Below are 26,491 nucleotides of genomic sequence, written 5' to 3'. Positions count from 1 at the left end.
TCTATACCGTTTGCTAAGAGAGATGCTGGTTCCGTAATTGCTTGATGTGCTCCATAATCAGATCGCTCGTTTCCTTCAACGTATCAGCACTCGATTTGGCCTCGCGCAGTTGAGTCAGATCGATCGGTTTACCGTAAACGATCTTAATGGAACGAAACGGTCGATATGGCCCGATAATCGCTACCGGAATGACCGCAGCTTCTGACTTGAGAGCGAACATCGCCACGCCCGGCATCGCTTCCCCTGGTTCCCCTGTTTTGCTGCGGGTTCCCTCAGGAAAGATTCCAAAGATTTTTCCATCTTCCAGCAATTTGAGAGTCGTGCGAATGGCCGCACGATCTCCTGCACCCCGTTTGACCGGAAATGCACCGAATTTGGTAATGAGAAAGGATAAGACCGGAATTTTGAAAAGCTCTTCTTTGGCCATAAAATGAACCTGACGCTCGATACCACCCCCCAGAAGAGGTGGGTCCCACAAAGAAATATGGTTGGCACAAAGGATCACTGGGCCTTCCTTAGGTATATGTTCACGCCCGATCACTTGCCAACGAAAGACAAGCGAAAAAATTATGCGGAAAAAACCTCTGAATAAACGATAGTAACTCAATGGGTTGACTCTCCCGTTCGCTCGCAGATTTGCAAGATGCGATCGACCACCTGATCAATGGTCATTCCTGTTGTGTCTACCAAAACGGCATCTTCGGCCTGGCGCAACGGTGCGACTTCTCTCTGCATGTCCCGTCGATCTCGCTCTTCGATTTCTTTTTCCAGCTCAGCCAAGTCTGTCTGGGTACCTTTTGCGAGTAGTTCCTTCCAGCGGCGTTCTGCACGCTCTTGGATGGAGGCCGTCAGAAATATTTTCACATCTGCATCAGGCAAAACATGAGTACCGATATCTCTGCCGTCCATGACGACATTGCCTTGAGTCGCCAATCGTCGCTGGAGCACAAGCATTTGTTCACGTACGGAACCGTAGCTCGCAACAATGGAGGCGTACTGGCTCACTTCTGTGGAACGTATCCAGCTTGTGACATCGATTTCATTCCAGTATACATGTTGCTGTCCGTTTTCCCGAACCAGTTGAATCTTGTTTTTTTGCAAAAGTTCGGAAACTGCAGACTCATCGTTGATAGGGAGCTGATGATGGTGGACTGCCCAAGCTAGGGCACGATACATGGCACCCGTGTCAATGTACACGTATTCCAGTTGTCCCGCTACTTTTTGGGCGACAGTGCTTTTGCCTGCTCCCGCTGGTCCATCAATGGCAATGTTCATTACTTCTCACCTGCTATGTACGTTAGTTCGGATGGGAATAAAACAAGAAAAGCTTCTGTCGAAGCCCTTTCCCATTCTTTGTGTGATGAAAAACGATATTGCGTTTTTCGGATTTGGCTGTGACCACTAGCGGTCTACAAAAAACGATCCAAGACCGTTTTCTATGTTATCTATAATAGTACCATAGTATGGAAGCATGCGCAAACCTTTAGGGCTCTCTGGACACGCCTTCCAAGCGCTCTGTTTCGATTAATACTAGTCTTGCGGGTACGTACTGAATGAGGACTTCGCCTATGGTCAGTACAATCGCACATACGACAATTCCAATCATGATGCCTTTTTCTACCCGTTTGGAAAAGCTGCGAAAACGATCGTTGTACTGAGTGGTCAAAAGGGTCACTTCCTCTGATGAAGCGTCAATCCATAACGCCTTTTTTGCGAAGCTCTAGCTGTCTCTCGTAACACGCTCTAACCACTTTTGCCCGATCTTGCTCACTGATTTGGGTGAACTTACCCGAAATCCATTGGTGCAAACCTTTTTCTTCCGCCGGTTTTTGTCTGACGATTTCCATCTCAACAAAAGCATGTTGAACCTGTCCATTTTTGCTTGGAAGAGAAATCCAGACGTGCAAGTTGTCTTTTTCCTTCAAATGATAGCTTTCCTCACAGCTAAAAGACAGCCCACCACCGCTGATATCCAGCGTTCGTGCCAAAAAATGATAGCGTCGAATCGGATCATCCAGTTTGACTGCGATGTCTACCGTGGTGTCAATTCTCAAGTAGTTTCGTCGCTGTGTCCGAACTATCTCCTCTTTGGCCGGCAGTTGCAGAAGCAGTACAGGAATGTGATTGTTTTGCCTGCCGACAATCGCAGAGCGGAATTCATAGCGTGAGCCATCCTCGCCAACATACCAAACCGAGCATTCTGTCCCTGGTTGAAATATCCCAGTCCGTCCAGTGTTTTCGCTGGTTGGCAACTCGATAGAAGCTACATCATCCTTCAAATCAACCACACGGCTTTTGAAAGTTTGCAGTTCCATTTCTTCTGAGGAACTCGTGAAGTTTAGTCTGATTGTTTGTCCTATTCGTGGAAGCATCATAAAGTAAATGTTCCTCCCCTTCCCTATCACCCTTTCCATTATATACCCTTTTGTTTCGAATCAGCAAATAGGGAAAGCCGCTAAAAAACTAGCTTTCCCCATGATTTTTTAAACACTATTGTCCTTCGTTCTGTCCTGATCCCGTTTCCATTTTCACAACTTCTTCTTCTTCTCCATTCATGGCGTTGATGTAGACCATGTACGAATTCCCATCAAAGCTGCCTGACATTTCCCAAGTCAGCACTTCTTTTCCATCGTTTTTTCCTTCGATGAGAGCAAGGCGCTGATCCGTCACTTTTACGCTCGGATTGACTTTTTTCCTTGCTTCTTCTTTCGAGAGACGTGGCTTGGAGAGAATTCTCTTTTTGTGATTAAACAGATACTCTGTCGAGTTATAGGCAGTAACCTCTCCATTATCCAACGCAATCTCGACGACCACCCCGTCTGGATAAATTCTAACGCCATCCTGAACAGGCACAAACGTAAAAAGTGCGTTGCGGTCGTAGCTGTCAATCTCGGAGACCTGCATATTGTCAAATCCATGGTTGCGCAAGAACACTCGACCTTTTTCTTCAGCCTGCTTCATGTCCAGCTTTTCCTCGCCAACCCCACGCTCGTTCATCATCCAAACCACTTTTCCGCCGCGTTTGGTGACATCGAGGTTAATGCCTGTCTTGTGTCCATTTGGCGTGACACGTACGCTATACGCCGAGTATTCCTGCCCCTTGCCGTTCTCATTCACTTCTACTTTCGCATCCCCTGGCTTCAACCCGAGAAACGCCAGTGCACTCTTCTCTGCTTCCTCTTTAGTAGCTGGTTTGCCATCGATCCCTTTGATTCGCTGCTGCTTTTTCTTATCGAGACTCTGTATCCCGACGCCCCAGTCTAAATCAGGGTATTCTTGCACTTTTTTCTCAATGGTTTGGAAGCCATCGATGATGGAATTGTCCTCTTTGTTTTTATTGGAGGCCAATGCCGTCTCGACATCCATCCACCTCAATTGTTTGTCCATCGCGAGGGTTTGTACCTTGCGCAGCTCATCCTGGATATCCTTTGCCTGGGTGTGCAGACTCTTCAATGTCTTGTATTCACTCTGACTCAATGGCTGTTTGTCCAGGTCACGCACAGCGACACGATAGGAAAAATCTGCGACCCTCGACAGCATTTCTTCGGTTTTGCTAAACGCCATCAAGGTCAGCGGGAGTTGTCCGACATCCGCTTGTGCCGCATAGGAAAGCCGCCAAACATTCGTCAAAATTGGCGTCATTTGTCTGCGCGAGTTGACCACCAGCGATTTGCCAAGCTCATCGTGCAGCTTGTCCACATGATAAGTGAGATCGTGAAAAGCTCGTTGGTATGAGTTTTCCGCTTTGATCAGGACCGAATTCTTCTCATTGTGCTCCTGATATCCCCACACGCCAGCTCCTATCAAGGCGACCAGAGCAATGGGAAATAACACGCGTGCTGTTGCTCCATATACCATCCCTTGCCACTCCTCCTTTTGTTACGCATCCATCATCTGCAGAAGATGTGTTTCCCGATCTTTTTGACCTGCGGCCTTGTCCAAATCCAACCGGATGTTGCTGTATCCGGATTAAAATAGTACGTGCAGCCTCCTGACGGATCCCAGCCGTTTAGTGCATTCTTCACTGCTTTCGTCGCACTTTCATTCGGTGTAAGCCATATTTGACCATCAGCAACTGCTGTAAAAGCGCGTGGTTCGAATATCACAGCCGAGGGCGTATCAGGAAACGAAGGGCTCTTGACGCGGTTCAAAATAACGGCTGCGACAGCTACTTGCCCTTCAAACGGCTCTCCTCTTGCCTCCCCGTAAACAGCATTCGCCATGATTTTCAAATCATTGTCAGAAACCCGTGAAGGATGAAAGCTGGCTTTGGTTTTGCCCGTTTGTTTCTTTGCTGCAGGTGCAGCCATCTGCTCTACTTGTACGGCAGCTACATTTTTTTCTTTCCAGACATGCTTGTATCCACTCAAGCCCGCTGCTACCAACATCACCAACACACCTGCGATCCAGATTGTACGCACGGCTGAATCCTCCTTGGCATGTATTGAAATCTTTGCATAGTGTTGGTGGAGGAAGAATGGATTATGCATGTAAATCTGGATATAGAAAAAGACCGATGCTATTTGCATCGGCCCGCATAGTTTTGTCTCGCTTTTTCAGTTGGGAAAGGAAAAGATCAGGACTCGTCAATCCGAAAATGCTTATCGTTGTCACACAGGCATTGCTTGAAGCCTGTTTCTATTTGTCCTCCAGGTTCTCGATGACCACGCAGTGTAAATTTTTCTCCACATACATTGCATTGAATTGTCACTTTTGCTCGTTCGGTTTTTAGCACATACGTCTCCTCCTTACCGTCTATTGTGGACGTGAAGAGAGATTTTTAGAACCGAAATCGTGTGCTCTTTGTACCTTTTTTAAGCCTTGCCACCACAAAACGAGCATGAATGGCACAATCACTACCAACCAGTTTTGCACGGCCAAAAAAATCACGTTGTACAAGGCATGCAAGCCGATCGGCAAGGTAATCGACATCCATAAAAAAAGCCGCTCATGTTTGGCGTCCTTGGAAAATTTGGCCCGTCCGAGATAATAGCCCATCCACACCGCAAACAACGCATGGCTGGATACCGGCAAAAATGCACGCCAGATGGCGATATTCGTTCCATTGATAATGAGGTAGAGCAAATTCTCCAGCGTAGCAAAACCAAGTGACACCGCAACCGCATAAACAATTCCATCGTATGGCTCATCAAATTCCAAATGTTTGTAAACCGTAAAATAGATGACCATCCATTTAAAAAATTCTTCCACGACAGCGGATTGGAAAACTTCCGCGACAATGCCATCCCGCCAGTTCCATTCATTCTGCATGATGTACTGGAGCACCATAATTGGTACAACCAGCAGCATCCCAAAGATAAACGACCGGATCACCATCGAAATCGGTTCCGGTTCGAGACTGTCACGCAGGTAAAAGTAACTTAAGATGGCGATACCGGGGGCAACTGCCGCGCCGATCAAAGCAATCATCTTTTATTACTCCTTTACACAAGACTATTGTTCATCGTACCATGAATACTGGTTGATGAAAACCCGCTACAGGAGAGAGATCATGTCAAAAAAAATTTTAGTAGTGAACACAGGCGGCACGATTGCCATGTCTGTCGATGACTCAGAAGGCGTTAAGCCATTGGATGATCAAGCAGTCAACAAAATCCTTCCTTTTTTAGAAAAACACGCGGATGTCACCATGAAAAATGTACTCAACCTACCTAGCCCTCATGTGACTCCTGCGATCATGAATCAGCTGCGACTCGATATTGAGGAAGCCTTTCAACATGATCACTATGATGGCATTGTCATTACCCATGGGACTGATACGTTGGAAGAGACCGCATACTTCCTGGATCTGACATTGTCAGTCAACGTCCCGATTGTCGTAACTGGAGCCATGCGCAGCAGCAATGAGCTCGGAGCTGACGGTCCTGTTAATCTCATTTCTTCCGTTCGTGCAGCCGCTGACCCCGCCAGCCTGAACAAAGGTGTTATCGTTGTTTTTAATGACGAAATTCACGCGGCACGTCACGTAACCAAAACACACACGAGCAATGTCGCTACATTCCAATCGCCACAATACGGACCGATTGGAACCATTGCGAAAAAAAGTGTTCAATACCACCATTCTCCATTGGATCGAGAGCATTATGCCATTACCCATGCTGATGCAAATGTTCCGCTGATCAAAGCAGTTGCTGGCATGGAGCCCGCTTGGCTACAGTTTTTATTAGAGCAGCATATTGATGGACTGGTCGTAGAGGCTTTCGGATTAGGAAATCTTCCACCCGCCATCATCCCTACCCTGCAGCAATTACTCGACAAAGGCGTACCGATCGTGCTCGTCTCCCGCTGCTACAATGGTCAGGTGCAGGATATTTATGACTATGAAGGTGGAGGCCGCAAGCTAAAAGAGATGGGTATCATCTTCTCCAATGGTTTGAATGGGCAAAAAGCTCGTCTCAAGTTAATTGTAACGCTGCAAAAAACACGGACTTTCAAAGAGCTACAACAGTTGTTCGACCACTAAATAATATGACGAAAACCTCCTGCTCATCAGGAGGTTTTTTCGTCTTGAAAACATGTTGTAAGATGCTGTTGTGGTGGGGAGGAAACAGGAGAAAACGCTCAGCTTCTAGGGCCAACATGCCCTCGCTACGTAGCGGCTACCACTTTTGCGTTTCCCCGCGAATCCCTTCGGAGCGGGCAGTTTTAACCCTCAGCAGGACGGAGCCTGGAGCCTAGACTGGAAATATTCTTCTCTCCACTACAGCCACATAACACGCCGCCAATAAAAAAGGCCCCGCCAAAACGGCGGAGCCATGTTTCTCAATATATGGAGGGTTGTTTGAAAGATTATACCCAACCGCGGAAGCGAGAAGCTTCTGCCATTTTGCGGGCACCAACCATGTAAGCAGACAGACGCATATCAATACGACGAGTTTGCGACATGCTGTATACATTTTCAAACGAACGAACCATTACTTTTTCCAACTTCTCTTCTACTTCTTCTTCAGACCAGTAGTAGCCTTGGTTGTTTTGTACCCACTCGAAGTAGGAAACAGTCACACCACCGGCACTAGCCAGTACGTCTGGAACCAGAAGAATTCCACGCTCAGTCAAAATCTTGGTCGCTTCCAGTGTAGTTGGGCCATTTGCCGCTTCTACTACGATTGACGCCTTGATGTTGTGAGCGTTTGCAGCTGTGATTTGGTTTTCGATCGCTGCCGGAACCAAAATGTCGCATTCCAGTTCAAGAAGCTCTTTGTTGGTGATCGTGTTGTTGAACAGTTTTGTAACTGTACCAAAGGAATCACGACGATCCAACAAGTAGTCGATATCCAAACCGTTTGGATCATGCAGCGCACCGTATGCATCAGAGATACCTACAACTTTAGCGCCTGCATCATGCATGAATTTTGCCAAGTAGCTACCAGCGTTACCAAAGCCTTGTACAACTACGCGAGCACCTTTTACGTCGATGTTGCGACGCTTCGCTGCTTCACGGATGCAAATGGTTACACCTTTTGCAGTAGCTGTTTCGCGGCCATGGGAACCACCCAGCGCAATTGGTTTACCCGTAATGAAACCAGGCGAGTCAAATTCACGGATACGGCTATATTCGTCCATCATCCACGCCATGATCTGTGAGTTCGTAAAGACGTCCGGAGCTGGAATATCTTTAGTAGGGCCCACAAGCTGGCTGATTGCGCGAACGTAACCGCGGCTCAGTCTTTCCAGTTCGCGGAAGGACATTTCACGCGGGTCGCAAATGATACCGCCTTTACCACCGCCATATGGCAGATCGACGATACCTGCTTTGAGGCTCATCCAGATAGAAAGTGCTTTAACTTCATCCTCAGTAACTTCCGGGTGGAAACGAATGCCCCCCTTGGTCGGACCTACTGCATCGTTGTGCTGTGCACGATAGCCCGTAAATACCTTTACTTCGCCGTTATCCATGCGAACCGGAATACGTACAGTCAAAACGCGTAGCGGTTCCTTCAAGAGTTCAAACATCGATTCTTGGTAACCTAGTTTCTCCAGTGCTTCCTTGATCACCGTTTGAGTTGAATGGAGCAAGTTCAATGATTCTTGCTTTTCTTTCCCTTCGGTGCTTTCGGTTACCACGTCTTGATTACCCATTACTTACCACCTCAAAAATGTTTTCGGTCAATGCCGCCTTTAGTATACACGCTTGTATCATTTATGAGAAGCTTAAAAATGTTTTTTTTCCATTTCGAAAACGTTTTCGTGCCTTGTTTTGCATAATCATTCAATTATTTACCATCCATTTTGAAATCGCTTTTACAGACTGCGTTTTGTCCAAACAGCTTCAAATGCACGTCAGTCATGCTTGTATTGTCCCCAAACTTGTTTCTTTCATTACAGGAATAGTGAATTTATGCCATAATGGAAACAGTAATGGTGGAAGTTTATTCATGGAGGTGTTTTTATGAAAAAAAAATCTATCTTGTTTGTTTTTGCCCATCCCGATGACGAAACGTTTGCTTGTGGGATTTCCATTTCCAAATATAGTGAAACCAAAATGGCCAGCACTCATCTATTGTGTGCAACAAAAGGGCAAGCAGGAAAAGCTGGTGAACCACCGTTATGCACACCGGAAGAACTCCCCCGCTTTCGCGAGCAAGAGCTTCGCGACGCTTGTGCCATACTCGGATTCGATCAGGTAGACGTCTGGGAATATCAGGATAAGTTCCTAAACACAGTGCCCGTAGATGAGCTCGTTACTCGTATCCATCAGGCTATTCACCAGATCCAACCGGAAATCGTCGTCACGTTTGCACCGCATGGCATCTCCGGACATCCTGACCATTTGGCGATTAGTCATGCTACCACCCAGGCTGTCCTTTCTTTAGGCCCAGATACGAGTGTGCGAAAGCTATATTATGCGACTCGCTCATCCGACGAAGGATTTGGTACTATTAAGCCTCCTTTTACGGATCCAATCGAGAGCATTACGACGATCATTCACGCCCCTGAATACATGCCAAAAGTAGCAGATGCCTTGCGGGCGCACAGAACACAGCACCTATCAGTAGAGCGAGTTTTCCCAGGTGTAACAAAAGGCGAGCACCATTCTGTCCCGCCAAACAATCATTACATCTTGGCTTGGCACAGCCTTCCGAACTATACCATTCAAGGTAAAGAGGCTGATTTTTTGGACGGCCTAGTATAATCTGTACAGACAGCAACAGCACCTAGTTGGTTGACTAGGTGCTGTTTTATATTCCCAGACATTTCTTTTTCGATTACGTGAAATGCCTGCATATTTCTTTTACAGCATCGTCGGCAACGATCACTTTCCCGTATTCTTCCAACACATAAATCGTTATCGGCGTCGCTTCTCCGTACTCAGAGAGGATCGCAATTAGCTTGTGATAACGCTCCTGATCCAAGTCGACTTCCTCCAGCACCAGATGATATTTCCCCTGGTAGAAGTAGGCAGCTCCGCCATTGGTCAAAAGGGCGTTAATGCGATGGGCGGCTTCAACCATATGCTCAAAGTCCCGGAAGGCATACATGATCAAATCGCTTTCTTCCAATGTAACCTCTAGCTCGTATACATCCTCGTCTTCGAATTCTTCCTCTTTACCGTCCTTTGAGCCCGTCTTGCCACGCGTTACAATTACGACCATTCCCTGAGCTGGCAAGGCGAACACTTCAACTGCAACAGGCCCTGATACCTCAAATCCTAATTCGTGATAAGCCTGTTCCATCATGTCGTTGAACAGTTCATGAACTTTAGGAATGTCACGCCACATGTCTTCTTTTTCTATCCCGCGCTCTGAGAGGTCGTCAAAAGTTAAAAAGATTCGTATTTTATCTTGACCAAGGCGTTCAACACGCATGACTGTCCCTCCTCGCCATCCAGTCGTACTACAAAATATGATGGTAAGCCTGTAAGAGTTCTCCACATTCTCCGGTGAATACCTGTTGGCATTCATCCATTTTTTGATGGACTGGAAAATACGGGGTAGTCCTATCATATCACATTTAGTTACTGGAACAAAGCTACCATGACACCTACGCAGCATTCGCCTATCGATGTCGAATCCACTCACGAAAAAAGAAACTTTGTTGTTGCCTGTCATTTCCTGCGCTTTCCCAGGAAAAGTTCCCCCTCATGGTTCTGCTTATGTATTTATATTTAGCTCTGCTAGTTCGGGTTCCTTCTCATTCATAAAGGTTTGTACATGAAAAAACGCCCAGAATCAGGCGTTTTTCAACGTCTCAAATTCACGAAGCCGCTTTTGAATCCAAATGGCCGCCTGAGTTCCATCCCCCATGGCAATCGACACTTGTTGAGAATGCTCATTGATATCGCCAACCGCCCATATGTTGGGATGATTGGTTTCTTTTGTTCGCGGATTCGTATGAATGTGGCCCTTTTCATGAATTTGCACGGAAAAACCACGCAAAAGCTCTGTCAAAGCATGAGCACCCGGAAAGGCAAGAAATGCTCTTTCTGCGGACAAGCGTTCACCTGAAGATAGCTCGATTTCTTGCAATTGCCCCGCCGTATGATGAAGGGCACATACTTTTTCATCGCGATACATAATCCCTCGCTGGCTAAGTCCAGAGACAGCCTGCGTATCCACCCGCACTTGTGCATGGTTAATGACTGTTAACCTGTTTGTGTAATAAATAAGTTCGTCGGCCATCGAAACGGCGTGTGGGCCTGCACCAATGATTGCCGTGTCTTTCCCAACTGTTTCATAGCCGTCACAGTCGGGACACAAGAAAATCGATATCCCTACACAATCGGAGAAGCCAGGGATCGTTGGAAACGGATCGCGAATGCCCGTTGCCAATACCAGCGTTCGCGAAGTAAGCGTATGTATACTAGTTTTCGTACCTATCGTAAATAAGCCGCTTGAGTCAGCAGCAAGCTTTGTTACCTCATCTGTTATCAAGATTGCGCCGTATTTTTGTGCTTGCTCCCTGCCCGTTTGACGCAAAAAATCGCCACTAACCCCCTCCGAAAATCCCAGAATGTTTCGGTAGGCTTTGGCGACTGTTGATCGACCACCTGGCATGTCAATGACTGCAACGCGTCGAAGGCATCTTGCTAGTTGGATTGCGGTTTGAAGCCCTGCAATCCCGCCGCCGACAATGACCGTATCATACTCCACTTGCATCCACCTGCTTATCCTTTTCCCGATAGCATTGCCAGTGGAGCACGATCTCATTACTGAACGAGGGGAACGAGTACAATTTTTCCTTCAACGAGCCCTGCTTCTGAATGCAGTCCGTTATATCTTGCAATTCGTCCTACGTTCGAATTATTTCCATAGTACTTTCGTGACAGCATAAACAACGTTTCACCCTTCTTCACCACATGCTTGACGACCTTCGATTTTGTTGCAACCGGTGTTGAAGCTTGTTTTCCCGGTGTAGCTACTTTGCTAGGAGAAGTACTCGCGACCTGAGTTGCCTTGTTTACAGGTGTACCAGTCGAAGTTTGGGCTGGGGCTGTGCTCACAGCAGGTGTCTGTACGCTTGTGGTCGCCTTCACTGCAGGGTCAACTGGTTTTGATTCGGTCGTTTTCACTTTGGCAGGTGAGTTGGCTACGCTTGCATTCGGATCAGGCGTATCAACAAGAACGACGGATACAGGCTCCTTTTCTCCTACCTCGCTTCCTTGCGAAGTGGTATTCGCTTTGCTAACATCTTTCACGTCAACACTACCAGAAGCTGCTGACTCGTGTGGGACATTGGCCCTGTATAACTCAAGACCAATCAACCCGAAAAAGACGAATCCAAACAAGTATAATCCCGGTTGAATCCACTTTTTAAACGAGAACGACGCTTTAGGGCGAGTATGACGGGAGCGTCGGGGTGGTAATGGATTATGCTCGAGATTCACTCTTCCTCCCCCTTTTTCTTGATCGTATTTTGTAAATAAAATGCTAACATGACGTCAATAAGGATATGAGCCACAATCGAGGGCCAAAGGGACTGATAGTGGGAAAACAAGAGTCCCAAGATCCAGCTTGTACCAAATACACTTATGATCATGAGCGGTTTTTTCAAATAACGTACGTGGATCAGGGTAAAAATAAGACTGCTCCAAAAATTCCCGGTAAGCGATTGAATGACTCCCCGGAATAGCCATTCCTCTCCCACCCCTACTACCATACAGACGAAAATCGTAGTGGATGGTAACATGGCGCCAAAAACTTTTTCATTGATACTGCCATCATCCTGCCATCGCTTAGGCAAGTACAGATCCATTACAATACTCGCACTGATTATACCTGCAGCTACAAGCACGGCCCACAGTACGGCATTCCAGCCTGGCAAATAAAACAAGGACAGAGTAGCATCCCAGCCCAGCACCAATAAGCTACCGGCAGCAGCCACTCCCAAAACGATACCTTGTGTCAACCATAGATTCAGCCGAAGCGTGGCTTCATCCACTTCTAGCCGATCTTCCCTCACTCGATGTTTCTCTCCTTTATTTGTTCGGCAAAAGAGTGTCTAACGCCTGCCGCAAATTCCATTTGATTTGTTCATTCTTTGCGATTGCATTGTCATTCGTTTGGACATACGCATCCGTAGTTAGGCCGCATTTCTTACAGCAATACAGATCAAATTGATGATCATTTTCTTTGAAATACGTATTGATGCTGGCACGCAAACAGTTTTCTCCTCTTACGTATGACACCATTTCTGCCAGCTTTTTTTGTTTAAAGCTTTTTCTTTTTTCCGTTTCCTGCCAAATGATTTGAGCCTTCGGATACGATTCACCCGCAGCGGCAGCTTCGTTTGAGGCCAGCACTTTTTCTGTATAAAAGCCAAGAAGTGCGCCCATTTCTTCGGATATGTCCATCATCGCCAATGCCTCGTTCGTCAAGGGTACTCCGGTATTGCACAACTGCTCGTATTTTTGAACTTGCGCCTGTGTGGGGTACTCCTTCTCCAGCATGTGTTGATGAATCTGCCAATCGTCCCACGAAAATAAAAGCAGCGCATACCCAGGCTTGCCGTCACGGCCGATCCGCCCGATTTCTTGTGCGTATGCCTCCAAACTCGCTGGCATTTGGTAATGAATGACGTAGCGAATATCTGGCTTGTCGATTCCCATACCAAACGCATTGGTTGCAATAATAACATCCAGCTCACCCGCGAGAAATTGGGATTGGATCAGCATTCTCTCCATGCTGTTCATTCCCCCGTGGTAACCGTGAACGCGTTTTTTTCCATCGAGTTGATAAGAGGCTGCCAACACATCTACCGCTTGTCGCGTGCTGCAGTAAACGATTCCAGGACCCTGCAAACGATCTATCTGATCAAATACAAACGAACGTCTGTCACTTTCCTCCGTAACTTCAACCAAATCATAGGCGATATTCGCCCGATTAAGGGATTGCAACACGACGTCTTCTTTTTCAATGGAAAACAAGCTGCAAATTTCTTCACGAACAGTCGCCGTAGCGGTTGCCGTCACAGCCAGAACAGGAGGTGCTCCCAATTGTTTCACGACTTGTGGCAATCGCAAGTAATCTGTGCGAAAGTCATGTCCCCATTGCGAGATGCAATGCGCTTCATCAATAGCGATCAGAGACACCCTCGCCCGCTTTAACACTTGTTGGACATAGGGCTGCTGAAGCTTTTCTGGAGAAATATACAACAGCTTGTACGCGCCTTCTGAGAGCCCTTTTAAGATTTCGCGGGACTCTGTCGGATCCTGCATGCTGTTCAAATAAGTAGCCGGAATTTTTTTTCGTGCTCGAAGCTGTTGCACCTGATCGACCATCAAGGAGATTAACGGGGAAACCACGACGGTCAGACCCGGCAAAAGCATTGCTGGCAGCTGATACGTCACTGATTTCCCGCCACCTGTTGCTAATAACCCGAGAACACTTCGTCCATGTAATATACGTTCAATAATGGACTCCTGACCAGGGCGGAATGAGTCGTAACCAAAATGCAGCTTTAATCTGTCGTACATGAGCTGTTTATTCATTTTGCCCCCCTTGTCGCTCGTGCCAGTGCCAATCGGATTTGCAAATACGTTACTGTTGCTTCCAATTGATCCTTGATGAGCCGGAGTCTGCTTGTATCGAGGCGCTCACTCGTCTCCACGATCTCTTTTGCCAGCTCATTTGGCAAATACGTTGTCATATCCCATTCCGGACAGCGCAGGGCAATCTCTACCAAATGATCTTCTATCGTACTTTCTTTCATTTGTCGTTTCTTTGCTATTTCTTTTTTGTCACAGCCACTCTGAAGAAGGGCGTACGTTCGAGCAGCACTTTCAGTTAGACGTGGATCAAGCTTGTGCGATTCTGTGACCAGTTTTGATAAAAGAGGATATTGATTGCTCTCTGCAAGTAGCGTCTGAATCGACGCGGCAAGCCCGTATCGAAATTGCAGCGTGAGATAGCTACGATTCGTTTGGCGAATCTCTGCTACTTGCCCCATGGTCTTGCCGACTTGTCCTGCTCCTGACAGTTGACAAAACAAAAGCTCCTGCACACCTTCATCCAAAGGCTCCCACAGTCGATATAGCTCGTCAGACAATTGCTGTTTCCAGGCATTTCGCATTGCCCCATCAGCCAATTGGTTTTTTACCCAACGCTGTGCCGTCTTGTCCGAAACGACCGGAATGAAACCGAGATCACCATGATGCATTTGCGAGATCGTCTGCACCATAAGATGAAGCCTGCTCCAAAATGGTTCGATTCGCTCCGCCAAGTCAGATTGGGTAAAAGGGGCGAACCATCTATCAAAATGATATTTTTGGTACGTATGCTTGGCATGCTCCAATCCTGTATCAGAAAAGGTAAACGTCGGCTTCGAGTTCGTTCCTCCTGCATCAACAGGTAAAATCCAACCCGCCTGAAATAAAGTTGAAACTATTTTGTCCCAATCCTCTCTTGGAAAACGAGAAAACATCCGATAATACGGATAAAGGGTATACAAATGCACATCTTGCAGTGTCTGATTGGCTTTTCTGCCACGCAGTATGTAGTAGGCTGATTGCAGCGTTCGTTCATTGGCCAGAGGTAACATGGCATTCAAGGCGACCGCACATAAAAGGTCCTGCTCCTCTGCCGCACTGTTCCGACTGTTCATTGGTACTCCTTACATCATTCTATATTTTTCAAAGCTCGAAAGTAAGCGAAGTAAACTGCATCATGGATTTGGAGGATAGTATGACAAAACGATTGAAAAGAACTGAATTTATGATGGCGTACATGATCATCATAACACTTGCATGCACAGTTGGTGGATTTTTTTTCGGGGCCCATTATATGAAGACACAATTGGAATCGGAACAAGCCGCCGTACTCGAAGCAGAGAAAAAGGAAGCCGAAAAAGAAAAACTGCTGCGTGAGCAGAAGCTGTACAACGAACAGGACTTTATCCGATTTTACTATGCCGTTTATGCACCGCTGCTTGATCTAAAGCAAGCACATTTTGATACGATGGATAAATGGAATCAAATGAACGAAAGTGAACGGACGGATGGCTTGAAGCAGCTCAGCAATTTAGCTGACCAGACAAGGAAAGAGCTGGAGAAAAACGTTCCCTTGCCTACGTCACCCATGCTGAGACAAGCTCACGCCACTTTTACGAACAGTGTACGGGCGTATTTGGATAGTATGGAGCAGATTCGTTCCGATCAAAATAATGCTACGCCTGCTTCTATAGGAGCTAGCCTAACGCTTTTCCAAAATAATTGGCTAACCGCGCAGGAAATGGTCTATCACTCCATCGCGTCTTGGGAATCGGCTTATGTGGTGAAACAAGCCATGCCGAAGCAAGCACCTGGAGCCGTTAACACCGCGCAGTGGAAGCAGTATCCGTTCCACTACCGCACCTATCTCGCAGCTGTGGCCATGTCAGCAAGCAATCAATGGAGCAGCTATAATCCTGAAGACTTGACTGCAAGACTTGATTTGCTCATCGCATCTAATGAAGTTCAAGCGCTAGGAATCAAGGATTTAGCCGCTGCCGTGAAGATTTTGAACGCGACAGATGCAGTATCTGCGGGAGATTTTAAACGATTGAATACACAGCTCTACTCCGTGCTGAGGGCACCTGAAATCCCTCTTTATAAGTAGTCGTACATTTTTAGACTGATTCAATCTTGAAATCTTGTCACCAAGAGCATACAATGGTCTATGATAGTGGACGTACCACTTCGGTATGGGAGGTGAAACCACGATGACTACATGGGTAGATAAAGATACTTGTATTGCTTGCGGTGCTTGTGGCGCCACGGCTCCTGACGTCTTTGATTACGACGATGAGGGCCTTGCGTTCAACAAGTTGGATGACAATGCTAACACCGTTGAAATCCCGGATATCCTGCATGACGATGTTCGTGATGCTGCTGAAGGATGCCCGACCGACTCTATTAAAGTGGAATAGTATTCGATCTACTAATGGAAGAGACCTCTTACGTACTTCGGTATGTAAGAGGTTTTTCATTATGCCCTCCTCTCCTCTCACCGAACGAATAATCGACAACTTCCTGTTCTTTCTTTTATGATTTTTCGGTAAGATAAAAGCAACAGCAAAAACCGAACATTAAAATGCGTTTTTTCCATTTTTTGTGATGTCAATATCTTAATGTTCGTGTTTTGGTCATTTTCATTGTCTTCCTAGCATAAAATTGACTATTATTCACGAACGATATCCGTTTTAAAATAAATAATGTTCATTTTTTCTCGTTTTTCTTCTTGACGGTGTTATTTTGACGTGATATCGTAAGTACAAATCTTACGAAACACCTTATAAAACAACGGCGTTGACGAAGAAACGCTGTGATCGAGAAATCCCCAGAGAGCCGATGGTTGCTGCGAATCGGCGGTTTCTCCCACGGTTAAGCACTTCTGAGCTGCTGCGTTGAAAAGAGGGTTCACCATCCCAGTAGACGCAAACGGTAGATCCGTTATCTCTTTTAGGTCATGTACCTACCAAGGCTCTTTTTTGAGAAAAAAAGAGCGAATGAGGGTGGCACCGCGAAGCAAAGCCTCTCGTCCCTCACTGTTCTGTAATAGGAGCAGTGTGAGAACGGGAGGTTTTTTTGATATGCACATATTTAGGAGGAGAGAACCATGTTTGCAGACAAAATGATCTTGAGAATCCCTGGCCCTACCCCCATTCCACCACGTGTTCAAACAGCGATGAGCCAACCGATGATTGGACACCGCAGCGGCAAATTTTCCGCTCTTTTCGCCCGTACTGCTGAAAAACTGAAGCCTTACTTTGGTACCAAGCAGGACGTATACATCTTGGCAGGTAGCGGAACGAGCGCGCTGGAGATGGGTGTCGTAAACACTCTCCAACCAGGCGATGAAGCTGCCATCCTCATCAGCGGTGCATTTGGTGAGCGCTTTGCAAAAATTTGCGAGCGTTACGGTATAATCGCCCATCGGTTAGAAGTGCCTTGGGGAAACGCCGTAACACCTGAGCTGGTTGAAACATTCCTACAAAAAAAGCCGCAAGTAAAAGCCGTATTCGCCACCTACTGTGAAACATCCACTGGGGTAGAAAATCCGATTGCTGACTTGGCGAAAGCAATCCGTGCTCATTCGGACGCCCTCTTCATTGTGGATGCGGTAAGCAACCTTGGTGCGGTTCCATGCGAGATGGACGCTTGGGGTGTCGATATCGTGGTAACCGGCTCGCAAAAGGCTTTCATGCTGCCAACAGGCCTTGCCTTCCTCGCTGCGAGTGAACGCGCATGGCAAGTGATTGAGCAAAACAAATCGCTCGCCTTCTATTTGGACCTGAAAGCATACCGCAAGAGCTTGGCAGAGCAAACAACACCGTATACGCCTGCTGTATCCCTCATTTTCGGTCTCGCCGAGGTATTGGATATGATGGAGGAAGAAGGCTTGCCAGCTATCGTAAAGCGTCATGAACTGATGAGAGACATGACTCGCGCAGCGATGAAAGCATTAAACATAAAACTCATGGCGGATGATCAGTACGCATCGACGACCGTAACTTCTTGCGATCCTGAAGGTGTCTTTCATGCAGAAGCTCTCCGCAAAATGTTAACGCAGCAATTCAACATCACGATTGCTGGCGGCCAGCAGCACCTGAAAGGCAAGATCTTCCGCATCGGGCACATGGGCTATTGCGAGCCATTGGATGTCCTGCAAGTCATTTCTGCCATCGAATTGTCGCTTCACCAAATCGGTGCCCCAGTTGAGCTGGGTGCTGGTGTAAAAGCTGCTCAGGAGGTGCTCATTGCACATGTATAAAGTACTCATTACCGACCCACTTAGCGAATTTGGAATTCAACAACTCTTGGACGCTTCTGATGTAGAAGTAGTTCGTCAAACAAACCTCTCCCCTGCCGAACTAATCGATGTGATTGGCGACTACGATGCACTGCTCGTACGCAGCCAAACCCAAGTAACAGCAGAAGTACTCACTGCCGGCAAAAAGCTGAAGGCGGTCGGTCGCGCGGGTGTTGGGGTGGATAACATTGATATCAACGCTGCCACCCAAGCAGGTATTCCAGTCATCAACGCTCCAGACGGCAACACCATCTCTACTGCAGAGCATTCGTTTGCGATGCTGATGGCTGTCGCTCGTAACATCCCTCAAGCTCACAAGAAGCTGGTAGACGGTACATGGGATCGCAAAAGCTTTCAAGGGGTTGAGTTGAACAACAAAGTACTGGGAGTCATCGGCATGGGCCGTATCGGTTCAGAGGTTGCGAAGCGTGCGAAGGCATTTGGCATGACCGTCATGGGCTTCGATCCTTTCATGACCGAGGAACGTGCACAAAAGATGGGTGTAACCAACGCAACTGTCGATGAAATTTGCCGCAAAGCTGATTTCATTACCGTCCATACTCCGCTGACAAAAGAAACCCGCCATATTATCAGCACGCGTGAATTTGCGAAAATGAAAGATGGCGTTCGCTTGATCAACTGCGCTCGCGGGGGAATCATTGACGAGAAGGCTCTCTACGAGGCGATTACCGCAGGAAAAGTCGCGGGGGCAGCTCTGGACGTTTTCGAAGAAGAACCACCTGTAGACAACCCTCTGGTTGGTCTGCCACAAGTAGTAACGACTCCACATCTGGGAGCTTCGACCATTGAAGCACAGGAAAACGTAGCTGTAGACGTATCGGAAGAAATCCTGAAGGTTCTTCGTAACGAGCCATTCAAAAACGCAGTGAATTTGCCTCCGATCCCTGCGCACGTGATGGAAAAAGTCCAACCGTACTTTACGTTGGGTGAAAAGCTGGGCCATTTCCTTGCCCAAGTGACAGTAGGTTCTATTTCGGAGATTTCAATTAAATATAGCGGTGAGTTGACGGATGTAGACACCTCCCCTCTGACTCGCACAGTCCTCAAAGGTGTGCTGTCCTTCCGTTTGGGAGAGGAAGTCAACTATGTGAACGCCCCGATTCTGGCAAAAGTGCGTGACATCACCGTAACGGAGCAAAAGGCAGCACAAAACAAGGGCTTTACAAACTTACTGACCGTTAGCTTAAAAACGACACAAGAGACACGCACAGTGGCTGGAACGCGACTCAATGGTTACGGTGCTCGTATTGTGAAAATTGACGACTTTGCGATTGACGTAGCGCCTGAGGGCTACCTCCTCTACATTCACCATAATGACCGTCCTGGTGTGATTGGTCGTGTCGGCTCCATCTTGGGTGAAAACAGCGTGAACATCGCAACGATGCAGGTAGGACGCCGTGATATTGGTGGAGACGCGATCATGATGCTCTCTGTCGACAAACCATTGACGCCAGAGCTTCTCGATACGATGGGCGAGCTGGCAGAAGTGAAAAGCGTTACACAAATCGAGCTGTAGGTTCTCCTTTCCATACGAAAAAGGCCTGGCCATTTGCCGGGTCTTTTTCTTTACCCTTATTTTGGTTAGAGCTATAATGGGACAAGATAATTCTACACACCTAGGAAGGAGCTTCTTATGACGAACCAGGCATTATTCGCTATCGGTATCTTTTTAGTTACCTATGCATTTATTATTAGCGAAAAGTTAAATCGAACCATCGTCGCCATGTCTGGCGGAATTCTCATGGTCTTGTTCGGGATCGTTACACAGGAACAAGCGATTCACCATATCGACTTTAATACGCTTGGCCTACTCATTGGGATGATGATCTTGGTTGCCGTTACGGCGCAGACCGGCGTATTCAAGTATGTGGCCATCCGTGCGGCAAAGGTCGCAAAGGGCAAACCGATTCGCATCCTCGTCTACCTGAGCTTGATCACGGCCGTTGCTTCCGCCTTTTTGGACAACGTTACCACTGTACTTCTCATCGTACCTGTAACGTTTAGCATCGCCCGCCAGCTCGAGCTTAATCCGATTCCTTTTTTAATCAGTGAAATTATCGCTTCTAATGCCGGAGGAACAGCTACGTTGATCGGTGACCCACCGAATATCATGATTGGCAGTTCTGTACCGGAGCTTGATTTTATGAAGTTTCTCGTGAATTTGAGCCCGATTATTATCGTGATTCTAGCTGTAACCGTTGTTTGCTTGGTCTTGATTTACCGCAAGCAGTTAGTAACGTCACCTGAGTTGAGTGCCAAAATCATGCAGTTAAATGAGCGCGATGAAATTACCGACAGCCGTTTATTGAAAAAGTCTTTGACGGTAATGGGGTTGACCATTATTGGTTTCATGCTCCATGGGGCTCTTCATTTGGAGTCGGCAACTATCGCTTTAACTGGAGCTTTTCTTTTGCTCCTCCTTACTGGAGAGCATTATTTAGAAGACGCGATCAGCAAAGTCGAGTGGAATACGATTTTCTTTTTCATCGGTCTGTTTGTTCTCGTCTCTGGGTTAGTGGAAACAGGCGTGATCAAAAAGCTCGCAACTGAAGCGATGAATCTGACGGGTGGAGATTCAATGAAGACCTCTCTGTTGATCCTTTGGTTGAGCGCAGTCGCCTCTGCCTTTGTTGACAATATCCCGTTCGTTGCCACCATGATTCCGATGATCAAGGAAATGGGAGCCCTCGGGATTACCAACCTGGAGCCTCTTTGGTGGAGCCTTGCACTCGGAGCGTGTTTAGGAGGAAACGGTACCTTGATTGGAGCGAGTGCCAATGTGATTGTTGCTGGATTGGCTGCAAAGGAAGGCTATCATATCGGCTTTTTCAGCTTTATGAAAGTCGCCTTCCCGTTGATGATCCTTTCTATCATGATTGCTCATGTCTACGTTTACCTGCGCTATTTTATTTGGTGAGGAGGAATCGCTCTTGTTCCATTACACCTATAATCAAGAGGAAATTGAGATCAAGGAACATATTACACAGCAAGATGCTACCTACCACATTGTCGTAAGATCTGAATCCATGCGAGCACGTGTCAAAGAGGTTCGTCGTTATTTTGAAGGGAACAAAGACTATACAGATGTCCTGTTTTTTTCACGAGAGGATGGTTCTTTCGAAGTAATCGTCCGTCACAACATGATTGAATCCTTTTTGATTCACGCCTTTCGCTTCAAATGCTTGCAATCGATTTGTTGGGAATAAAAAAACTCCGCCGTTTCTACATACGGCGGAGTTTTTTTATCTACAGAATAGAAAGGATATCGCGAACATCATCGAGAATAAAATCTGCTTTTTCCTCTTCAAACTTGCTGCGCGCGTCTTGACCAGACAGCCCAGTCAATGTCGCTGCAAACTTACAACCGATTGAGCGTGCCGCTAAAAAATCTGCGAGTGAATCGCCGACGATCAGCACCTCTTCTCCATTTTCGATTGGCAATGAAAAATGGACCGCATCGCTAATCGGTGCATCGAGTCCGAGCAGCCCTTTTATATAGGAATAAGGGTGTGGCTTGGACATCGGCGCAAAGCTAGGAAACGCTTCTTCCGCATCGAGTACGTGAGAGGCAGTTACGACACGGTTCGGGTCGAACCATTCCAGTATGTTCATCTCACTAAGGGGAACATGCGTCTCGATGGTAGGGCGCCCTGTTCCAATCCCCAGTGTGTATCCTTTTTCTTTTAACGTGCGGAACAACTCGACCATTTCTTGTGGCGGTACAATCGGAATCTCGTCTGACAAAAAGCCTTTCTTGCCTGGCTGCATGGTTTCACGGCCAATCGATGCCGCCACGCGCTCATCACCGAGATACCATTCTTGAAATGTCTTTTGAATTAACTGCCATAGATCACTATTGCGAGAGAACATTTCTGTTGAAACACCGCAACGCTCTTTTGCAATTTGATTCAAGTAGAGCAGCATTTCTGCTTTTTGTGCGGAACCTTTGGCAAAATCAGCGGTGAACGCTGCATAATCTACTTGGAAATCAGGAGCATAAGTGGCTGCCCACTCTTTCACTTTTGCCAGTTGCGGTCGATCAATTTGTTCGACAAGAAGACTCGTTGCTTCTGGAACTTGCGTTTTAACCGCTTCAATCAAACGAATCAACTGATAGGAAAACGCGAGGAAAACCATGTCCCAGTTGGAGTTGATTCCACGTGACTTGATGAAATTAAGCACTTCATCATGAGCGAAAACATGCTCGCGCACTCGTCTGATTTGCGCTTCTTCTGGAGCTGGTGTGAATTCCTCGCCTGCAAGCCCCACATACTGCGGGCTGTACAAAAATTCCCACACTGTCAATGCAGAAGCATCAAAGTAACGCTCTTCACTCAACATAACCCCGTCAACATCAAATAAGATCGTTTTGATCATTTCTCTCTACACTCCTATTTGTTTTTATGCAGCATCATGGCGATTGTAAAAGTCGTACCCTCACCTAGTTTACTTTGCACACTAATGGTGCCCCCGTGTGCCTCGACAAGGTTTTTCGCGATGGCTAGTCCAAGACCAGTTCCACCTAGTCGTCCACGTGTACGAGCCTTGTCTGCTTTATAGAACCGCTCAAAAACAAACGGCAAATCTTCTTGCGGAATGCCACTGCCTGTATCGCTTATCTCAACCAGCAACGTTTTATCCCCGCGAGCACGAATGGTGACACTTCCCCCACTTGGCGTATGCCGCAGTGCGTTATCGATCAAGTTCGTTAGCACTTGCTCCATGCGATCAGGATCAATGAGCACATGCGTGTGCATCGTCGATATTTCGAGGAAGAGATGGATTTCGCGTTCTCTCGCCAAATTGGTGAATTTACGTTGAATGCGCTCCAAATATGGACGCAGTTCCATCGTCTCCTGGAACAATTCAACATGCCCCGCTTCCATTCGTGCCAAGCTGAGTAATTCATTCACTAGCTTGGTCATACGTGCTGACTCGTCATAGATGATTTGCGCCAATTCTTTATGCTCTTCCGGTGTAGCCACGATATCATCCACAATCGCTTCACTGTACCCTTGCAACATGGATAGAGGTGTTCGCAGCTCATGGGATACGTTAGCTACAAAATCATTACGCATCTTATCCAGCTTACGCTCCTGCGTGATGTCCCGAAGAACCGCAACAGCTCCACGGATTTGGTCCCGATCATTCAAAGGCACCATGACAACGGACCATATCCGCCCTTGAACAGGGATATCCTCTGTCACTTCCTGTCCGGTTTGCAAAACCTGCTGATAGAACGAGAACAGCGGTACAGGCTCATCCGAATGCTCGAAATCCCAATCTCGCAAGAATCGTTCTGCAGGAGGATTCGTTACGGCCAGTTTGCCGCTCACATCTATCATCACAACACCATCTACCATGCTTCTAAGGACGCTCGCCAGCTGCTCCTTCTCTTTGGACAGTGCATCGACTAACTGATTGAGCTTGCTTGCCATCGTGTTAAACGAAGCCGCCAGTTCACCTGTCTCGTCTTGGGTCCTAATCGGGATTTCAGCATGAAAGTCCCCTTCCGCTATGCGATGCGCCGTTTCTTTCATTTGGCGTAATGGAATCGTAATACGCGATGAGAGGAAAAAGGCGAATACAGTGGTAGAGACGAATCCGATGACGCCAACCACAAAGATTAAAAATCTCACTTCACTAACCGTATCATCAAAATCTTCAATCGCCTGATACATGACCACTGCGCCCGTTTTTCCTGCTGCCATTTCTAAAGGCACAGCGACCGCAAGCAGTTCATGCTTGTTGTTCGTGTGATCAGTGGAATTCTCCACATCAATATAAATCGTTTTCGGTGCAGGATGCTTACCTGCCAACGCATCAGGCAAACGCAATGCAGGATTTTGGAGCAATTGCTCTACTGGAATACGAGGGAGCCCAGCCCCCTCGCTCATACCGACTTGCTTGCCTGTTTCATCTAGAATGACCATGCCCGTATGATGGACCAAGCCAAACCTAGAAGCCATCTCCATTGCATCTGTCATATCCGGACTCTGCGCCAAACCGATTGCGATGCCATCTGCCAGATCGTGCAAATTCTTGGACTGCCGATTGCTATAAAAGCTGTCAAAGGATTGAACGAGCAACAAACTGAAGATCGTCAAGACGAGAGCAAATAAAGCAATAATGGTCATCCATAGCTTTCCGACTACACTGCGAAAAATAACGTCCACTTTACTTAGGCACCTCTAGCTTGTATCCGACGCCCCAAACCGTGGCGATCATATTGGCAGCTTGCGGAGAAACACGGTTCAATTTTTCGCGGAGACGCTTGATATGCGTGTCCACCGTGCGCAAATCGCCAAAGAACTCGTAGTGCCACACATCTTTTAACAATTCTTCACGCGTAAACACTTTATCCGGCGACAATGCCAGGTAGTGCAACAGCTCATACTCTTTTGGAGTCAGGCTCACCTCTTGGCCACTTGCGATGACCTTGTGTGCATCGTGATCAATGGTCAATTCCGGGAAAACAAGGACAGAATGACTGTTGAATGTTTCTGTCTTCAAATAAGCTGTCGCGGAAGAGCGACGCAGAATCGCTTTTACCCGGTACATGACCTCACGCGGGCTGAACGGTTTCACGACATAATCGTCTACTCCTGCCTCAAACCCGTGAACGCGGTTCGTTTCTTCCCCTTTTGCCGTCAGCATAATAATTGGGGTTGCCTTGAATTCACGAACACGCTGGCATACCTCGATCCCGTCCATTCCTGGCAGCATCAGGTCGAGCAAAATGATATCATAGTCACTTCCCACAGCCATTTCGACTGCTTGCTCTCCATTATCTGCTTCATCAATCAGAAAGTTTTCTCTTTCCAAGTACATTTTCAGAAGTCTGCGAATGCGCTCTTCATCATCCACTACGAGAATACGTGCCATTTTTTCCATCTGGAACACCTCTTGCTCTCATAATATCGTAAAACCGTTAGAAGATAGTCCAAAAAGCTGGTGATAAAACCAGCTTTTCGAGGAATTTCTACACCCCAGCGTAAGAGTGCAAACCAGCAATGACCAAATTGACCACGACCAGAGTAATCAAAATAATGACAAACCCGATGACGGACATCCATGCTGATTTTGCACCGATCCATCCTCTGGATAGACGCAAGTGCAAGTAGGCACTGTAGAAAAGCCAGACAATTAATGCCCATACTTCTTTCGGGTCCCAGCCCCAGAATCGTCCCCATGCCTCTTCTGCCCAAATCATCGCAAAGATAAGAGCTCCGAGGGTAAAAACCGGATATCCGATACTGATTGCTCGATAACTGATCTCGTCCAGAAGCTCAGGATCGACACTCTCAACGGAAGGCTTGATAGCAGCCCCTAATCGTTTTCGGAAAATCAAGCGCAATCCACCATACAGAATGACCCCTGTTAGGACTGACCACAGCATCGTGTTCAATTTGCGTGCGGCGTCTTTTCCTTCCATCCAAGTAGGTGCCTCAAAGAGTGGCGACATTGGACCTTCCTTGATGATGGTTGAATTAGCAGGTGCAACAAATGCAGGCAGGATGTACTCCACTTTCGGTTTTACCATCTGTCCTGCTGCATTCATTTCTTCTTTCTTCATCTCAAATACCGTCTTTTGGTCCATCCGAGCAAACGTAGAATCCATCAAAATGAATCCAACGAGCATCAGGACCACAGCCAACACGATCTCCAGCCATTTCGTGCTTTTTGTGGAAATATGCTGCGGAACGGTACGGATCAAATACATCAGACCCGCTGCAAAGCCTACCGCCAAAATCCCTTCACCCAGTGCAGCCGTTGTCACGTGAATGTGCAGCCAGTAGCTCTGCAAAGACGGAATCAAAGGAGTGATTTCCTTCGGGAACACGTACGAATACGCGAGCATGATAACCCCAAGCGGAAGGACGAACGCCCCAATCGAGGTCAGCTTGTAGATCCGGTAAATAATTAAGTAGGCCAGGATAATACAGTAATCCAGGAATGCCATAAACTCAAACATGTTACTCGTCGGGCTATGGCCGCCGGCAATCCAGCGAGCAACCACATACCCTGTTTGCGCCACAAAACCGATAACGGCTAACCAATACGCAATCCGTCCATAGCGCTCTTCATGTTGTTTGGGATCACGCCCTGCCCAGTTTTTACCCGTCACGGCTACAGCGAAAACGATAGACGAGATGACGTAGAGCAGAAACGCGATATCCAGTAACCAGTCACTCAGTTGAATGAGCTGCACGTTGTTTGTACCC

Annotated in this window: 27 protein-coding genes and 1 other annotated feature; of the genes, 8 read left to right on the top strand and 19 right to left on the bottom strand. The window is 47.1% G+C overall.

Going from position 1 to position 26,491, the window contains the following annotated elements; all coding sequences use genetic code 11:
- Nucleotides 1-13: 13 nt before the first annotated feature.
- The 8 genes from ACKKE8_RS13710 to prsW all read right to left on the bottom strand — a co-directional run bounded on the left by ACKKE8_RS13710 (nt 14) and on the right by prsW (nt 5,430).
- On the bottom strand, nt 14-607 hold the full coding sequence (locus ACKKE8_RS13710; protein ID WP_409178617.1) for a lysophospholipid acyltransferase family protein: 594 nt from the start codon (nt 605-607) through the stop codon (nt 14-16).
- Nucleotides 604-1,275: a (d)CMP kinase gene (cmk, locus tag ACKKE8_RS13705; protein WP_007716486.1), complete on the bottom strand. Its 672-nt coding sequence runs from the start codon at nt 1,273-1,275 to the stop codon at nt 604-606. The genes ACKKE8_RS13710 and cmk overlap by 4 nt, the downstream gene beginning before the upstream one ends.
- Before the next feature lie 208 nt (nt 1,276-1,483).
- The gene (locus tag ACKKE8_RS13700) at nt 1,484-1,675 is read right to left on the bottom strand and encodes a hypothetical protein (protein WP_409178616.1); all 192 of its coding nucleotides are present in this window, start codon (nt 1,673-1,675) and stop codon (nt 1,484-1,486) included.
- A 16-nt stretch (nt 1,676-1,691) separates the two neighbouring features.
- Nucleotides 1,692-2,375, bottom strand: a complete 684-nt coding sequence (locus ACKKE8_RS13695; protein ID WP_409178615.1) for a flagellar brake protein — start codon at nt 2,373-2,375, stop codon at nt 1,692-1,694.
- 115 nt (nt 2,376-2,490) lie between these two features.
- A complete protein-coding gene (gene ypeB / locus ACKKE8_RS13690) occupies nt 2,491-3,858 on the bottom strand; it encodes a germination protein YpeB (RefSeq protein ID WP_409178614.1) in 1,368 nt (455 codons plus the stop codon).
- 32 nt (nt 3,859-3,890) lie between these two features.
- Nucleotides 3,891-4,529 (bottom strand): cell wall hydrolase, encoded by a 639-nt coding sequence (locus tag ACKKE8_RS13685; protein WP_409178613.1) that lies wholly within the window; start codon nt 4,527-4,529, stop codon nt 3,891-3,893.
- Between the two features lie 47 nt (nt 4,530-4,576).
- Nucleotides 4,577-4,735, bottom strand: coding sequence for a hypothetical protein (locus ACKKE8_RS13680; RefSeq protein WP_007716480.1), 159 nt, complete (start codon nt 4,733-4,735; stop codon nt 4,577-4,579).
- Between the two features lie 20 nt (nt 4,736-4,755).
- Nucleotides 4,756-5,430 (bottom strand): glutamic-type intramembrane protease PrsW, encoded by a 675-nt coding sequence (gene prsW / locus ACKKE8_RS13675; protein ID WP_173617955.1) that lies wholly within the window; start codon nt 5,428-5,430, stop codon nt 4,756-4,758.
- 82 nt (nt 5,431-5,512) lie between these two features.
- Between prsW and ACKKE8_RS13670 the strand changes: the two genes are divergently transcribed.
- Complete coding sequence (locus tag ACKKE8_RS13670; protein ID WP_409178612.1) at nt 5,513-6,484, top strand: asparaginase; 972 nt, start codon at nt 5,513-5,515, stop codon at nt 6,482-6,484.
- Between the two features lie 326 nt (nt 6,485-6,810).
- On the opposite strand, the gene ACKKE8_RS13665 is transcribed toward ACKKE8_RS13670, so the two are convergent.
- Nucleotides 6,811-8,100 (bottom strand): Glu/Leu/Phe/Val dehydrogenase, encoded by a 1,290-nt coding sequence (locus ACKKE8_RS13665; RefSeq protein WP_007723992.1) that lies wholly within the window; start codon nt 8,098-8,100, stop codon nt 6,811-6,813.
- Between the two features lie 310 nt (nt 8,101-8,410).
- Between ACKKE8_RS13665 and ACKKE8_RS13660 the strand changes: the two genes are divergently transcribed.
- A complete protein-coding gene (locus ACKKE8_RS13660; protein ID WP_409178611.1) occupies nt 8,411-9,154 on the top strand; it encodes a PIG-L deacetylase family protein in 744 nt (247 codons plus the stop codon).
- Between the two features lie 73 nt (nt 9,155-9,227).
- Here ACKKE8_RS13660 and ACKKE8_RS13655 read toward each other — a convergent pair whose 3' ends face one another.
- From ACKKE8_RS13655 to ACKKE8_RS13630, 6 genes are all read right to left on the bottom strand, one after another.
- Nucleotides 9,228-9,827 carry a genetic competence negative regulator gene (locus tag ACKKE8_RS13655; RefSeq protein ID WP_007723994.1) on the bottom strand — a complete coding sequence of 200 codons (600 nt, stop codon included), beginning with the start codon at nt 9,825-9,827 and terminating at the stop codon, nt 9,228-9,230.
- Nucleotides 9,828-10,190: 363 nt separating this feature from the next.
- Nucleotides 10,191-11,117, bottom strand: a complete 927-nt coding sequence (locus ACKKE8_RS13650) for an NAD(P)/FAD-dependent oxidoreductase (protein ID WP_409178610.1) — start codon at nt 11,115-11,117, stop codon at nt 10,191-10,193.
- A gap of 50 nt (nt 11,118-11,167) precedes the next feature.
- Complete coding sequence (locus tag ACKKE8_RS13645) at nt 11,168-11,845, bottom strand: LysM peptidoglycan-binding domain-containing protein (RefSeq protein WP_409178609.1); 678 nt, start codon at nt 11,843-11,845, stop codon at nt 11,168-11,170.
- On the bottom strand, nt 11,842-12,420 hold the full coding sequence (locus tag ACKKE8_RS13640) for a lysostaphin resistance A-like protein (RefSeq protein ID WP_409178608.1): 579 nt from the start codon (nt 12,418-12,420) through the stop codon (nt 11,842-11,844). The genes ACKKE8_RS13645 and ACKKE8_RS13640 overlap by 4 nt, the downstream gene beginning before the upstream one ends.
- Nucleotides 12,421-12,436: 16 nt before the next feature.
- Complete coding sequence (locus ACKKE8_RS13635) at nt 12,437-13,948, bottom strand: RecQ family ATP-dependent DNA helicase (RefSeq protein WP_409178607.1); 1,512 nt, start codon at nt 13,946-13,948, stop codon at nt 12,437-12,439.
- A complete protein-coding gene (locus tag ACKKE8_RS13630; RefSeq protein WP_409178606.1) occupies nt 13,945-15,060 on the bottom strand; it encodes a helix-turn-helix domain-containing protein in 1,116 nt (371 codons plus the stop codon). Before ACKKE8_RS13630 ends, ACKKE8_RS13635 begins: the two co-directional genes overlap by 4 nt.
- A gap of 80 nt (nt 15,061-15,140) precedes the next feature.
- Here ACKKE8_RS13630 and ACKKE8_RS13625 point away from each other — a divergent pair, with 80 nt between their 5' ends.
- From ACKKE8_RS13625 to ACKKE8_RS13600, 6 genes are all read left to right on the top strand, one after another.
- Nucleotides 15,141-16,052 carry a hypothetical protein gene (locus ACKKE8_RS13625; protein ID WP_409178605.1) on the top strand — a complete coding sequence of 304 codons (912 nt, stop codon included), beginning with the start codon at nt 15,141-15,143 and terminating at the stop codon, nt 16,050-16,052.
- 103 nt (nt 16,053-16,155) lie between these two features.
- The gene (locus ACKKE8_RS13620; protein ID WP_409178604.1) at nt 16,156-16,362 is read left to right on the top strand and encodes a ferredoxin; all 207 of its coding nucleotides are present in this window, start codon (nt 16,156-16,158) and stop codon (nt 16,360-16,362) included.
- 370 nt (nt 16,363-16,732) lie between these two features.
- Nucleotides 16,733-16,981, top strand: a binding site (T-box leader).
- A 70-nt stretch (nt 16,982-17,051) separates the two neighbouring features.
- A complete protein-coding gene (locus ACKKE8_RS13615; protein WP_409178603.1) occupies nt 17,052-18,206 on the top strand; it encodes a pyridoxal-phosphate-dependent aminotransferase family protein in 1,155 nt (384 codons plus the stop codon).
- Entirely contained in the window at nt 18,199-19,782 is a 1,584-nt protein-coding gene (gene serA / locus ACKKE8_RS13610; RefSeq protein WP_409178602.1) for a phosphoglycerate dehydrogenase, read from the top strand. Before ACKKE8_RS13615 ends, serA begins: the two co-directional genes overlap by 8 nt.
- 117 nt (nt 19,783-19,899) lie before the next feature.
- Nucleotides 19,900-21,183: an SLC13 family permease gene (locus tag ACKKE8_RS13605; protein ID WP_409178601.1), complete on the top strand. Its 1,284-nt coding sequence runs from the start codon at nt 19,900-19,902 to the stop codon at nt 21,181-21,183.
- 13 nt (nt 21,184-21,196) lie between these two features.
- Nucleotides 21,197-21,472, top strand: coding sequence for a hypothetical protein (locus tag ACKKE8_RS13600; protein ID WP_409178600.1), 276 nt, complete (start codon nt 21,197-21,199; stop codon nt 21,470-21,472).
- A 40-nt stretch (nt 21,473-21,512) separates the two neighbouring features.
- Here the strand turns inward: ACKKE8_RS13600 and ACKKE8_RS13595 are convergent, their stop codons facing one another.
- The 4 genes from ACKKE8_RS13595 to ccsB form a co-directional block, all read right to left on the bottom strand.
- Nucleotides 21,513-22,643, bottom strand: coding sequence for an HAD family hydrolase (locus ACKKE8_RS13595; protein ID WP_409178599.1), 1,131 nt, complete (start codon nt 22,641-22,643; stop codon nt 21,513-21,515).
- Between the two features lie 14 nt (nt 22,644-22,657).
- Nucleotides 22,658-24,442 carry an ATP-binding protein gene (locus ACKKE8_RS13590; RefSeq protein ID WP_409178598.1) on the bottom strand — a complete coding sequence of 595 codons (1,785 nt, stop codon included), beginning with the start codon at nt 24,440-24,442 and terminating at the stop codon, nt 22,658-22,660.
- A gap of 1 nt (nt 24,443) precedes the next feature.
- Nucleotides 24,444-25,160 (bottom strand): response regulator transcription factor, encoded by a 717-nt coding sequence (locus ACKKE8_RS13585; RefSeq protein ID WP_012686105.1) that lies wholly within the window; start codon nt 25,158-25,160, stop codon nt 24,444-24,446.
- Between the two features lie 88 nt (nt 25,161-25,248).
- The gene (ccsB, locus tag ACKKE8_RS13580; RefSeq protein WP_409178597.1) at nt 25,249-26,478 is read right to left on the bottom strand and encodes a c-type cytochrome biogenesis protein CcsB; all 1,230 of its coding nucleotides are present in this window, start codon (nt 26,476-26,478) and stop codon (nt 25,249-25,251) included.
- Nucleotides 26,479-26,491: the final 13 nt, after the last annotated feature.

Source organism: Brevibacillus fortis, assembly GCF_046196545.1.
Classification (GTDB): domain Bacteria; phylum Bacillota; class Bacilli; order Brevibacillales; family Brevibacillaceae; genus Brevibacillus; species Brevibacillus fortis_A.
The sequence above is the reverse complement of the archived record's forward strand: the minus strand, read 5'-3'. Positions and strand labels throughout refer to the sequence as shown.